Source organism: Pantoea sp. Ae19-2, assembly GCF_059801205.1.
In genome coordinates, this window is sequence record NZ_JBCHWE010000001.1 from 3,918,150 (window position 1) to 3,931,252 (window position 13,103).

Below are 13,103 nucleotides of genomic sequence, written 5' to 3' on the forward strand. Positions count from 1 at the left end.
GTCAGCACCCGTTGGTTAAAAAACTGGCGCAAGTATAAAGAGCGATGCTGATGAGGTCTATGCAGAATAGCCGCAACCGTGCGCCTGAATAGCACACGGTTGTGCAGAATCAAGAAGGTTTATTACTGCCGTCGTCGCCGGATAAGAGCTCATCAAGCTTGTCTCCGCCGACGTGACGGAAATCCTGACCTTTGACGAAGTAGAAAATAATTTCGCAGATGTTCTGGCAGCGGTCACCAATACGCTCGATGGCGCGGGCGCAGAACAGTGCAGTTAACACGCTGGGAATCGTACGGGGATCTTCCATCATGTAAGTCATCAGCTGACGCACAATCCCCTCGTACTCTTTATCCACTTTTTTATCTTCGCGGTAGATCTGAACGGCTTCGTTAAGATCCATACGTGCAAACGCGTCCAGTACGTCATGCAGCATCTGTACGGTGTGGCGGCCCAGGGATTCCAGGCTGACCAGCAGAGGCAGATGTTGCTGACCAAACTTCTCCAGTGCGGTACGGCTGATTTTCTCGGCCACGTCGCCGATACGTTCCAGCTCGGAAATGGTCTTAATAATTGCCATAACCAGACGCAGGTCAATCGCAGTAGGCTGGCGTTTGGCAATGATGCGCACGCAAGCCTCATCAATCTCCACTTCCATCATGTTGACCTTCTGGTCGCCATCGATGACGCGCTGGGCCAGCTCACCGTCCAGGTTATGCATGGCGGTAATCGCATCGGTCAGCTGTTGCTCGACCAGCCCGCCCATAATCATCACCTGAGTGCGGATGTGCTCCAGTTCAGCGTTGAACTGACCGGAGATGTGTTTATTCAGATTTAAACTGTCCATGGCGATCTCCTGTCAAATCAGCCGTAGCGACCTGTGATGTAGTCTTCTGTTTGTTTCTGTGCCGGCTTGGTGAACAGCGTGTCGGTGTCGCTGAACTCAATCAGTTCGCCCAGATACATAAATGCCGTGTGGTCGGAACACCGTGCAGCCTGCTGCATGTTATGGGTCACGATCACAACCGTATAATCCTGCTTCAGTTCGGTAATTAATTCTTCGATACGGCCGGTGGAAATCGGATCCAGGGCTGAGCATGGCTCATCCAGCAGCAGCACTTCCGGACGGATAGCGATGCCGCGGGCAATGCATAAACGCTGCTGCTGTCCACCCGACAGGCTGTAGCCACTCTGGTGCAGCTTGTCTTTGGTTTCGTTCCACAGGGCCGCTTTGGTCAGGGCCCACTGCACGCGCTCATCCATGTCGGCACGAGACAGCTTCTCGAACAGGCGCACGCCGAAAGCGATGTTGTCATAAATTGACATTGGGAAAGGCGTTGGCTTCTGAAACACCATGCCAACGCGCGCCCGCAACAGCGCGATATCCTGATGCGACGCCAGAATATTGTCACCATCCAGCAGAATATCACCTTCGGCACGCTGATCCGGATAGAGCGAATACATTTTGTTGAAAGTGCGCAGCAGGGTGGACTTACCACAGCCTGATGGCCCAATAAACGCCGTAACCTGGTTTTTAGCAATATCCAGATTAATGTTTTTCAGAGCGTGAAACTTGCCGTAATAGAAATTCAGGTTACGAACCTCGATTTTTCCGGCTGACGCAGTCGCAGTACTCATTGTTTTTCTCTCTTAATCGACACCGCACAGGGCAGTGTCGGTAGTTAACCGTGTTTACCCTTGGCGAAAACCACTCTTGCTACGATATTCAGCAGCAGCACGCACAGGGTAATAATCAATACGCCAGCCCAGGCCAGGCTCTGCCACTCGGCAAACGGGCTCATGGCGAATTTAAATATGGTGACCGGGAGGTTAGCCACGGGCTGCATCATGTCGGTGCTCCAGAACTGATTCGACAGCGCAGTAAACAGCAGCGGCGCGGTTTCACCGGCGATACGGGCAATCGCTAACAGGACACCGGTGATGATGCCGGAAACCGACGCCTTGAGCGTAATCGCCGAGATCATCTTCCATTTCGGCGTACCCAACGCATAGGCGGCTTCGCGCATGCTGTCTGGTACCAGTCGCAACATGTTTTCCGTGGTTCGAATCACTATCGGAACCTGCAGCAGCGCCAGCGCAATCACGCCCGCCCAGCCGGAGAAGTGGTGCATCTGCGCCACGACGATGGTGTAGACAAACAGGCCAACCACAATCGACGGCGCTGACAGCAGAATGTCATTAATAAAACGAATCACTTCTGCCAGTGCTGATTTGCGTCCGTACTCCGCCAGATAAACGCCGGCCATAATGCCCAACGGCGTACCGAAGAAGGTAGACCAGAAAATCAGTAAACCGCTTCCCGCCAGGGCATTGGCTAAGCCACCACCCGCGGTGTTTGGCGGCGGAGTGGACTCCGTAAACAGCGACCATGACAAACCATCAATGCCACGGCTTACCGTAGTAAACAGAATCCACACTAACCAGAACAGGCCAAAAGCCATGGTCAGTAAGGACATTGTCAGCGCAATTTTGTTTTTGGTACTGCGCCACGACTGCATCTTACGACGTGACGCTTCCAGCTCAGCGCGAGCCTGTACTTCCATTGTTGTCATGATCGCGCTCCTTCACTTTTGGCCAGCCGCATAATCATTAACTTTGAAATCGCCAGCACGATAAAGGTAATCACAAACAGAATCAGACCCAGCTCCATCAGGGCCGCAACGTGTACGCCTGATTCTGCTTCAGCGAATTCGTTTGCCAGCGCGGAGGTGATACTGTTGCCAGGCATAAACAGCGAGGCGCTGTCTAACTGGTAGGTATTACCGATAATAAAGGTCACGGCCATGGTTTCACCCAGTGCACGTCCCAGACCGAGCATGACACCGCCGATCACCCCATTTTTGGTGAAGGGCAGAACAATACGCCAAATCACTTCCCAGGTCGTACAGCCAATGCCGTAAGCCGACTCTTTCATCATCACCGGCGTCTGTTCGAACACGTCGCGCATTACCGAGGCAATGTAGGGGATGATCATGATGGCCAGGATAACGCCTGCGGCCAGGATACCGATACCAAATGCGGGGCCAGAAAACAGCTCGCCAATGATAGGAATGCCCGACATCACATCGCCAACCGGCGTCTGGAAATACTGTGCGAACAGTGGCGCAAAAACAAATAAGCCCCACATGCCGTAAACAATGCTGGGGATCGCCGCTAACAGCTCAATGGCGGTCCCCAGTGGACGACGTAACCAGCCTGGTGCGAGTTCAGTAAGGAAAAGCGCAATACCGAAACTGACCGGTACCGCAATAATCAGGGCAATAATTGAGGTGACGAGCGTACCGTAAATCGGTACCAGCGCACCAAATTGTTCGTTAGGGGCGTCCCAGGTTTTGGTCCACAAAAACGCAAAACCAAATTTCTGTATGCTCGGCCAGGAAGAGAAGATCAGGGAGACAATGATGCCGCCCATCAGTAACAAGACGATCAGCGCAGAGAGTTTTACCAGTGCACCGAAAACTCTGTCACCTTGCTTGCCTGGGGCTTTGAATGCCGACTTCGTTGCAGCCATAGAAGTCTCAGTCCTCAGAAGTTATCAGGGCGGCAGACGCCGCCCCTGAAGGCTGACCAGACTGATGTCCGGCCAGGGTCATTCACTTACTTGTAAAGCGCTTTACCTGAACTGTCTTTGATATTGGCTTTCCATGCGGCGCGGATCTGCTGAACTACGCTCTCAGGCAGGGTGGCATAATCCAGGGCGTTAGCCGTTTTGCCGCCGTTTTTATAAGCCCAGTCGAAGAATTTCAGTACTTCGGCACCTTTCGCCGCATTAGCCTGGTCTTTGTAAATCAGGATAAAGGTGGTTGAGGTGATCGGCCATGCATCATTGCCTTTCTGAAAGGTCAGATCCTGGGCAAACGATTTGCTCCAGTCTGCGCCTTTTGCGGCATTAGAGAAGCTGATTTCGCTTGGCGCAACGGCCTTACCGTCCGCATCCATCAGCTTGGTGTAGGTCAGGTTATTCTGTTTGGCATACGCGTACTCAACGTAACCAATGGAGCCTGGCAGACGCTGAACGAACGCCGCAACGCCGTCGTTACCTTTACCGCCCAGACCGGTTGGCCAGTTAACGGTGTTACCTTTACCAATTTTGCTGTTCCACTCTTCGTTCACTTTCGCCAGGTAGCTGGTGAAAACGAAAGAGGTACCTGAACCATCCGCCCGGCGCACCACGTTGATGTTGGTGTCTGGCAGTTTCACGCCCGGGTTCAGTTTAACGATCGCTGGATCGTTCCACTTCTTGATATTGCCGAGATAGATATCACCTACGGTTTTTCCGTCCAGCGTCAGTTGGCCAGATTTTACGCCTGGCAGGTTAACCGCCAGCACCACACCACCGATCACGGTAGGGAACTGGAACAGCCCATTCTTCTGCAGATCTTCGTCTTTCATAGGCGCATCGGACGCACCGAAATCAACGGTTTTGGCGATAATTTGTTTTACACCGCCAGATGAACCAATGCCCTGATAGTTAATTTTGCTACCGGTGGCTTGCTGATACTCTGCTGCCCACTTGGCATAAACCGGCGCCGGGAATGTACCGCCAGCACCAGTCAGATCGGTGGCTGCAAAGGCAGAAACCGCACTAACGGCAAGAGAGGCGGCGAGGATTCGGGCTACGGTGCTACGCATCAGTGTCATGTTCCCTCCAGGGGAGAAAAGTCAGGCTAAGTGCCTTTTTAGTAAGAGTCAGTGATTGCTGCAGGAGGGAAAATAGGACAGTTTAGTGACAGAAAAATGTAGTTAATATTACAGTTATATGACAGACACAATTATTGCTAATTTTTACAAGCCCACTATTGAAAAGGACATGTTCGATGAAATTTATGAAGAAGCTTCTGGTAGGCAATATCGTCGTCCTCTGTACGCTGGCCAGCGCCCAGGCGTACGACGTACCTCAGATTCATTCGGATGAATCTTTTGCAATGACAGATAACAGAGGCACTCTGGCCACAATTGATAGTGGTGGCGCGGTCAGACAAGCTTCTGTCAATGCTGAGGATGTGAGTAAAACGAAGGAGAATGTAGAGAAATTATTAAAAACGCAAGAAAACCAGACTGATACCCTCAACCAGCTCACACAAAAGCTCAGTAAAAATGAAGATACGATCAATAACCTGCAACGCTCACTCGATGAGGCTAACCGTAAAATCAGCGATCAGCAGCGCGTAATTGAGCAAGTCAGCAGCAAAATCAAATAAATGGAACGCGTGAATCCCTGGTGGGATTCACGCGTGAGAGGCTTTACTCGACCGTGACCGATTTCGCCAGATTACGCGGCTGATCCACATCGGTGCCTTTAATCAGGGCGACATGATAGGAGAGTAGCTGGAGCGGCACGGTATAGAAGATAGGCGCAATGGCCTCTTCAACGTGCGGCAAGGGAATGATCTTCATTCCCTCGCTGTCACTGAAACCGGCATCCTGATCGGCAAACACGTACAGCAGACCGCCGCGCGCGCGCACCTCTTCGATATTCGATTTCAGCTTCTCTAACAGCTCGTTGTTCGGTGCCACCACGATGACCGGCATGTCAGCATCGATCAGTGCCAGCGGACCGTGCTTGAGTTCGCCCGCGGCATAAGCTTCCGCATGAATATACGAAATTTCCTTCAGCTTCAGCGCCCCTTCCATGGCGATCGGATATTGATCGCCACGACCCAGGAACAGCGCATGGTGCTTATCAGAGAAATCTTCAGCCAGGTTTTCAATCAGCTTATCCTGCGCCAGCATTTGCTCAATGCGGCTTGGCAACGCCTGCAGACCATGAACAATCTCATGCTCTTTTTCTGCGGACATGCCATTGAGGCGGCCGAGTTTTGCCACCAGCATCAGCAGCACGGTGAGTTGGGTGGTAAAGGCCTTTGTGGAGGCCACACCAATCTCAGTGCCCGCTTTGGTCATCAGCGCCAGATCGGATTCGCGCACCAGCGACGAACCCGCGACGTTACAAATGGCCAGCGATCCCAGATAACCCAGCTCTTTGGACAGGCGCAGCGCAGCCAGCGTATCAGCGGTTTCACCCGACTGAGAGAGGGTGATCAGCAGGCTGTTTTTACGCACAGCAGATTTGCGATAGCGGAATTCAGACGCGATTTCGACGTCGCAAGGGACGTTTGCCAGCGCCTCGAACCAGTAACGCGAAACCATACCGGAGTTATATGAGGTGCCGCAGGCAATGATCTGAACATGCTCAACCTGGCTGAGCAGGGCTTCTGCATTTGGCCCCAGTTCACTGAGATCCACTTCACCGTGGTTAAAACGCCCTGTTAAGGTGTTTTTAATCGCATTCGGTTGCTCATAGATCTCTTTCTGCATGTAGTGACGATACTGGCCTTTGTCGCCCGCATCATACTGCACGCTGGACTCGATCTCTTCACGACGGACGTTATTGCCGTTGCCATCAATGATGGTGACATCACGACGGCTAATTTCAGCGATATCGCCCTCTTCCAGATAAATGAAGCGGCGAGTGACCGGTAGCAGCGCCAGTTGGTCAGAAGCGATAAAGTTTTCACCCACACCACGGCCAATGACCAGCGGACTTCCGGAACGAGCCGCCACCAGCAGCGACGGATCGCGGCTGTCCATAATCACCATGCCATAGGCGCCGCGCAGCTGAGGGATCACGCGCTGTACAACTTCACGCAGCGAGCCGCCCTGTTTCTGTTCCAGATGGACCAGATGCGCCACCACTTCGGTATCGGTTTCTGAGGCGAAGTGATAACCCTTAGCCATCAGCGCTTCACGCAGGGGCTCATGGTTTTCAATAATGCCGTTATGGACGATAACGATGTGCTCAGAAACGTGCGGATGCGCGTTGGCTTCTGAGGGCTCGCCATGGGTTGCCCAGCGGGTGTGAGCAATACCTGTTCCGCCGACAAGGGGCTGTTCTTCTGCGGCGGCAGCCAGCATCTGAACCTTTCCCAGACGACGCAGGCGCGTTACGTGCCCCTGCTGATCGACGACGGCAAGACCGGCTGAGTCATAACCGCGGTATTCCAGGCGGCGTAACCCTTCTAACAAAATTTCAGCGATATCACGTTGTGCTACTGCGCCAACAATTCCACACATAGTTATTTCCTGACTTCATGGCTGTTCGCCATTGCGTTGTCATATGACCTGATAGTCCGGCTTTGCCGGTTCCCCGAGCCTTGTAGAGAGTGGGGACTATAGTTTTGGCACTGCAAGCGGCCCGTGTACCACGGGCCGTAAAATTATTTTTTCTTCTGCGGACGTTGCCAACCGGCTTTATGGTTCTGTTCTTTACGGTTATAGACCAGATCGGCTGCAGAGACATCTTTCATTACCGTGGTGCCCGCTGCGATAGTCGCGCCTGCCGCCACATTGACCGGCGCGACCAGCTGCGTGTCCGATCCTACAAAGACGTTATCGCCAATGATCGTTTTGAATTTATTCGCGCCATCGTAATTACAGGTGATCGTTCCCGCCCCAATATTCACATTGGCACCAATCTCGGCATCGCCCAGGTAAGAGAGGTGACCCGCTTTGGACCCTTTACCCAGTCGGGCTTTCTTCATCTCGACAAAATTACCTACGTGCGCGGCCTGAGCCAGCTCACTTCCCGGGCGCAGACGCGCAAATGGCCCTACGGTACAGTCTGCAGCCAGATTTGCATCCTCGATCACCGAATAGGGGCTGATATCACAGTCATCCCCGATAACGCTGTTTTTGATGACGCAGCCAGCACCAATTTTGACCCGGTTGCCCAGCGTCACCTGGCCTTCAATGATAACGTTGGTGTCAATTTCAACATCACGGCCATGCTGCAGGGTGCCACGCAGATCGAAACGCGCAGGATCGCGGAGCATGACGCCTGCCAACAGCAGTTTTTCAGCCTGCTCGCTTTGGTAAGTCCGCTCAAGCGTGGCCAGTTGCAGGCGATTATTGACACCGTCAGTTTCGCTATTGCGGGCCGGATGCACTGCATTAATCACCCGACCTTCTTCATGCGCCAGGGCAATAATATCGGTAATGTAGAATTCGCCCTGAGCATTATTGTTATTCAACTGGGACAGCCAGCGCTTAAGATCGCCGCCATTGGCGATCAGGATACCGGTATTGATTTCGTTAATGGTCAGTTGAGAAGGCGTGGCATCTTTTTGTTCAACAATGCCTACGATGGTGTCATTGTCGCGTACGATTCGACCGTAACCGGTGGGATTATCCAGGACGACCGTTAATAAACCGATACCGCCCGCGGGTTTTGCTTCGCGCAGACGCTGTAAGGTAGCTTCAGAAATCAGCGGGACATCACCATAGAGCATCATGATGTCTTCGTCATCGGAGAAGTGAGGGGCCGCCTGCTGCATAGCGTGGCCCGTACCCAGCTGCTCTGCCTGTAGCACCCAGTTTACTGTGCTGTCGTTTAACGTTGCTTTGAGTTGGTCACCACCGTGCCCGTATACCAAATGCACATGCTTTGCGCCAAGGCCCTTTGCGGCATCAATGACGTGCTGAACCATCGGTTTTCCTGCCAGCGTATGCAACACTTTCGGCAGATCGGAATACATACGGGTGCCCTTGCCAGCCGCAAGAATCACCACACTCATCGCACTGTTAGACATATCTATCCTGACTGATTGTAGACTGAAGAAAGTTAAACGATTTAGCGCTGAGATTACTACATTTTTCTCGGCCCGAAATTAGCCAGCATCCTTTTGCTTTACCGCCACGCAAAAAAAATGCCAACCCAATGGGCTGGCATTTCGTGACGCACAAAGCCGGATTACATCGCTTTTTTGGTCAGCTCGATCACGCGCAGTTTCGCAATGGCTTTCGCCAGTTCCGCAGAGGCCTGAGCGTAGTCCACGTCGCCGTGGCTGCTGTTCATATGCTCTTCTGCTTTACGTTTTGCTTCCAGCGCACGCGCTTCGTCCAGATCGGTACCGCGAATCGCGGTATCGGCCAGAACGGTGGTGCTGCCAGGCTGCACTTCCAGCACGCCGCCAGAGAGGTAAATAAACTCCTCTTCGCCGTGCTGTTTCACGATACGGATCATTCCAGGCTTAATGGCAGTCAGCAACGGGGCATGGCCAGGGAAAATCCCCAGTTCACCTTCGCTACCTGACACCTGAATTTTCTGTACCAGACCAGAGAACAGTTGGCTCTCTGCGCTGACAACATCCAGGTGATAAGTCATAGCCATAATTTTCCTCCTGGGAAACCGTTATTACAGTTTCTTCGCTTTTTCGACCGCTTCTTCGATGGCGCCAACCATGTAGAAGGCCTGCTCTGGCAGGTGGTCAAATTCACCTTCCATGATGCCTTTAAAGCCACGGATGGTGTCTTTCAGCGTTACGTATTTACCTGGAGAACCGGTGAACACTTCTGCTACGAAGAACGGCTGAGACAGGAAGCGCTGAATCTTACGCGCACGTGCCACCAGCAGTTTGTCTTCTTCAGACAGCTCGTCCATACCCAGGATGGCGATGATGTCTTTCAGTTCCTGATAACGCTGCAGCAGTGACTGTACGCCACGTGCAACGTCGTAGTGCTCCTGACCCACAACCAGTGGATCCAGCTGACGGCTGGTGGAGTCCAGCGGGTCAACGGCCGGGTAGATACCCAGCGAGGCGATCTGACGGCTCAGGGTAACTGTTGAGTCTAAGTGAGCAAAGGTGGTTGCTGGTGACGGGTCAGTCAAGTCATCCGCTGGCACGTATACGGCCTGTACGGAGGTGATTGAACCTGTCTTAGTGGAGGTAATACGCTCCTGCAACACACCCATCTCTTCTGCCAGCGTTGGCTGATAACCTACCGCAGATGGCATACGACCCAGCAGCGCGGATACTTCCGTACCGGCCAGGGTATAACGGTAGATGTTGTCGATGAACAGCAGAACGTCGCGGCCTTCATCACGGAATTTCTCCGCCATGGTCAGACCGGTCAGTGCCACGCGCAGACGGTTACCCGGCGGCTCGTTCATCTGGCCATACACCAGCGCAACTTTATCGATAACGTTGGAGTCAGTCATTTCGTGGTAGAAGTCGTTACCCTCACGAGTACGCTCACCCACGCCGGCAAATACCGAGTAACCTGAGTGCTCAGCCGCAATGTTACGGATCAGCTCCATCATGTTTACGGTTTTACCTACACCCGCACCACCGAACAGACCGACTTTACCGCCCTTAGCGAACGGACACATCAGGTCGATAACCTTGATGCCGGTTTCCAGCAGTTCCTGCGAGTTAGACTGATCTTCATAAGAAGGCGCAGGGCGGTGAATAGAGGAAACCTCTACTGCGCTGCCGTCTTCTTCTGTCAGGTCGCCTTTCATGTCGATAGGCTCGCCCAGCACGTTCATGATACGGCCGAGGGTTGCTTTACCAACCGGTACCTGGATCGGTTTTTTCAGGTCGGTGACTTCCAGACCGCGCTTCAGGCCGTCAGAAGTACCCATGGCGATAGTACGAACCACGCCACCACCCAGCTGCTGCTGAACTTCCAGCACCAGACGAGCATCACCATTCTTAACCTCAAGAGCGCTGTACACTTGCGGTACTGCATCCTGAGGGAATTCGACGTCAACTACGGCGCCGATAATCTGGACAATCTTTCCAGCTGCCATCTTGAATCCTCTACCTAATTCCAAACCTGGTTAAACCGCGGAGGCTCCCGAGACGATCTCGGTAAGTTCCTGGGTGATGCTGGCCTGACGAGCTTTGTTGTAAACCAACTGCAGCTCTTTGATCAGATTTCCGCCGTTATCGGTTGCAGCTTTCATTGCTACCATACGTGCGGCCTGCTCACTGGCCAGGTTTTCCACCACACCCTGATAAACCTGCGATTCGACATAGCGACGCAGCAGCGTATCCAGCAGCGCTTTCGGATCGGGCTCGTACAGGTAATCCCAGGTCTTCGCCTTCATCTCTTCTTCACCTTCCGCTGGCGGTAACGGCAGCAGTTGGGTAATGGTCGGAGTCTGAGACATGGTGTTGTTGAACTTGTTGTTAACAATGTACAGCTTGTCGATGCGGCCTTCATCGTAGGCCTGCAACATCACTTTTACCGGGCCGATAAGATCAGACAGCGCAGGCTTATCGCCCATGCCAGTGACCTGTGCCACAACATTGCCACCAACAGCGCCGAAGAATGACACGCCTTTCGATCCCACAATGGCCAGATCGCTCTGTACGCCTTTGTCGGACCAGGCCTTCATCTCTGCCAGCAATTTTTTGAACAGGTTAACGTTCAAACCACCACAAAGCCCGCGGTCAGTCGAAACGACCAGGTAGCCGACGCGCTTAACGTCGCGCTCATCCAGGTAAGGGTGCTTGTATTCCAGATTCCCCAGTGCAAGGTGACCAATCACTTTGCGCATGGTATCTGCATACGGACGGCTGGCCGCCATGCGTTCCTGCGTTTTACGCATTTTGGAGGCGGCGACCATTTCCATCGCTTTGGTGATCTTCTGCGTATTTTTTACGCTTCCGATCTTGGTACGTATTTCTTTTGCGCCGGCCATTAGCTTCTCCTCAAAGCCTTGCGGCTTGCCCTTTCAGACAAGCCGCCAGACATTACCAGGACTGGGTTGCTTTAAACGTTTCGAGGAGGCCTTTCAGCTTCTCTTCGATATCGTTATTGAAGTTACCAGACTGGTTGATTTCAGCCATCAGCTCGGCGTGATCGCGATCTGCGAACGCCAGCAGAGCAGCTTCAAAGCTACCAATTTTTGCCAGCTCAACGTCGTTCAGATAGCCGCGTTCCGCTGCGAAAAGCACCAGACCCTGCTGCGCAACCGACATCGGCGCATACTGTTTCTGCTTCAGCAGCTCGGTCACTTTCTGACCGTGGCTCAGCTGTTTACGGGTTGCATCGTCCAGATCAGATGCAAACTGGGAGAAGGCCGCCAGTTCACGATACTGCGCCAGCGCGGTACGAATACCACCGGACAGTTTCTTGATGATCTTAGTCTGAGCAGCACCACCCACACGGGATACAGAGATACCCGGGTTAACAGCAGGACGGATACCGGAGTTGAACAGGTTAGATTCCAGGAAGATCTGACCATCAGTAATCGAGATTACGTTGGTCGGAACGAACGCAGAAACGTCACCCGCCTGAGTTTCGATGATTGGCAGCGCGGTCAAAGAACCGGTCTGGCCTTTCACTTCACCATTGGTGAAGCGCTCAACGTAGTCAGCGCTCACGCGTGATGCACGCTCCAGCAGACGAGAGTGGAGATAGAACACGTCGCCTGGGAATGCTTCACGGCCTGGTGGACGGCGCAGCAGCAGAGAAATCTGACGGTAAGCAACAGCCTGCTTAGACAGGTCATCGTAAACGATCAGCGCATCTTCACCGCGGTCACGGAAGTATTCGCCCATGGCGCAACCTGCATACGGAGCCAGATACTGCAGTGCAGCAGACTCAGACGCAGAGGCAACAACAACGATGGTGTTAGCCAGCGCGCCGTGCTCTTCCAGTTTACGTACCACGTTAGAAATGGTTGACGCTTTCTGACCAATCGCAACGTAGACACACTTGATGCCTGAATCGCGCTGGTTGATGATGGCGTCGATAGCCATTGCGGTTTTACCGGTCTGACGGTCACCGATGATCAGCTCACGCTGGCCACGGCCGATTGGAATCATCGCATCGACAGATTTGTAACCGGTCTGAACAGGCTGGTCTACGGACTGACGGTCGATAACACCTGGTGCAATCACTTCGACTGGCGAGAAGCCGTCGTTGTCGATCGCGCCTTTACCGTCGATAGGTGCACCCAGGGTGTTCACCACACGGCCCAGCAGGCCACGGCCAACCGGTACTTCAAGAATACGGCCAGTACACTTGACCTTCATGCCTTCGGCCAGGTCAGCATACGGACCCATCACCACCGCACCTACAGAGTCACGCTCGAGGTTCAGGGCGATAGCGTAACGGTTTCCCGGCAGGGAAATCATCTCACCCTGCATAACATCGGCCAGGCCGTGTACGCGGATGATACCGTCACTTACAGAAACAATAGTACCTTCGTTGTGAGCTTCACTCACGACATTGAACTGAGCAATGCGCTGCTTGATCAGTTCGCTGATTTCGGTGGAATTCAGTTGCATATG

General features: G+C 53.2%; 12 protein-coding genes. 1 reads left to right on the plus strand and 11 read right to left on the minus strand.

Features of this window, described 5'->3' with window-relative positions; translation table 11 throughout:
- Positions 1 to 109 precede the first annotated feature (109 nt).
- The 5 genes from phoU to pstS all read right to left on the minus strand — a co-directional run bounded on the left by phoU (position 110) and on the right by pstS (position 4,659).
- The gene (gene phoU, locus AAIE03_RS17975; RefSeq protein WP_013023944.1) at positions 110 to 844 is read right to left on the minus strand and encodes a phosphate signaling complex protein PhoU; all 735 of its coding nucleotides are present in this window, start codon (positions 842 to 844) and stop codon (positions 110 to 112) included.
- Positions 845 to 861: 17 nt separating this feature from the next.
- Positions 862 to 1,635 (minus strand): phosphate ABC transporter ATP-binding protein PstB, encoded by a 774-nt coding sequence (gene pstB, locus AAIE03_RS17980; RefSeq protein ID WP_013023943.1) that lies wholly within the window; start codon positions 1,633 to 1,635, stop codon positions 862 to 864.
- A gap of 44 nt (positions 1,636 to 1,679) precedes the next feature.
- Positions 1,680 to 2,570 (minus strand): phosphate ABC transporter permease PstA, encoded by an 891-nt coding sequence (pstA, locus tag AAIE03_RS17985; RefSeq protein WP_013023942.1) that lies wholly within the window; start codon positions 2,568 to 2,570, stop codon positions 1,680 to 1,682.
- Positions 2,567 to 3,529, minus strand: coding sequence for a phosphate ABC transporter permease PstC (gene pstC, locus AAIE03_RS17990; protein ID WP_013023941.1), 963 nt, complete (start codon positions 3,527 to 3,529; stop codon positions 2,567 to 2,569). The genes pstA and pstC overlap by 4 nt, the downstream gene beginning before the upstream one ends.
- Positions 3,530 to 3,615: 86 nt before the next feature.
- Positions 3,616 to 4,659: a phosphate ABC transporter substrate-binding protein PstS gene (gene pstS, locus AAIE03_RS17995; protein ID WP_013023940.1), complete on the minus strand. Its 1,044-nt coding sequence runs from the start codon at positions 4,657 to 4,659 to the stop codon at positions 3,616 to 3,618.
- A 176-nt stretch (positions 4,660 to 4,835) separates the two neighbouring features.
- Between pstS and AAIE03_RS18000 the strand changes: the two genes are divergently transcribed.
- The gene (locus AAIE03_RS18000; RefSeq protein WP_014332964.1) at positions 4,836 to 5,219 is read left to right on the plus strand and encodes a DUF4349 domain-containing protein; all 384 of its coding nucleotides are present in this window, start codon (positions 4,836 to 4,838) and stop codon (positions 5,217 to 5,219) included.
- A gap of 43 nt (positions 5,220 to 5,262) precedes the next feature.
- Here the strand turns inward: AAIE03_RS18000 and glmS are convergent, their stop codons facing one another.
- From glmS to atpA, 6 genes are all read right to left on the minus strand, one after another.
- Entirely contained in the window at positions 5,263 to 7,092 is a 1,830-nt protein-coding gene (glmS, locus tag AAIE03_RS18005) for a glutamine--fructose-6-phosphate transaminase (isomerizing) (protein WP_133345131.1), read from the minus strand.
- A gap of 143 nt (positions 7,093 to 7,235) precedes the next feature.
- Positions 7,236 to 8,606 (minus strand): bifunctional UDP-N-acetylglucosamine diphosphorylase/glucosamine-1-phosphate N-acetyltransferase GlmU, encoded by a 1,371-nt coding sequence (glmU, locus tag AAIE03_RS18010; RefSeq protein WP_013023937.1) that lies wholly within the window; start codon positions 8,604 to 8,606, stop codon positions 7,236 to 7,238.
- A gap of 161 nt (positions 8,607 to 8,767) precedes the next feature.
- Positions 8,768 to 9,187 (minus strand): F0F1 ATP synthase subunit epsilon, encoded by a 420-nt coding sequence (locus AAIE03_RS18015; protein ID WP_013023936.1) that lies wholly within the window; start codon positions 9,185 to 9,187, stop codon positions 8,768 to 8,770.
- Positions 9,188 to 9,211: 24 nt separating this feature from the next.
- On the minus strand, positions 9,212 to 10,609 hold the full coding sequence (gene atpD / locus AAIE03_RS18020; RefSeq protein WP_014332967.1) for a F0F1 ATP synthase subunit beta: 1,398 nt from the start codon (positions 10,607 to 10,609) through the stop codon (positions 9,212 to 9,214).
- Between the two features lie 30 nt (positions 10,610 to 10,639).
- Positions 10,640 to 11,506: a F0F1 ATP synthase subunit gamma gene (gene atpG / locus AAIE03_RS18025; protein ID WP_006121201.1), complete on the minus strand. Its 867-nt coding sequence runs from the start codon at positions 11,504 to 11,506 to the stop codon at positions 10,640 to 10,642.
- Positions 11,507 to 11,558: 52 nt separating this feature from the next.
- Complete coding sequence (gene atpA / locus AAIE03_RS18030; RefSeq protein ID WP_013023934.1) at positions 11,559 to 13,100, minus strand: F0F1 ATP synthase subunit alpha; 1,542 nt, start codon at positions 13,098 to 13,100, stop codon at positions 11,559 to 11,561.
- Between the last annotated feature and the right edge of the window lie 3 nt (positions 13,101 to 13,103).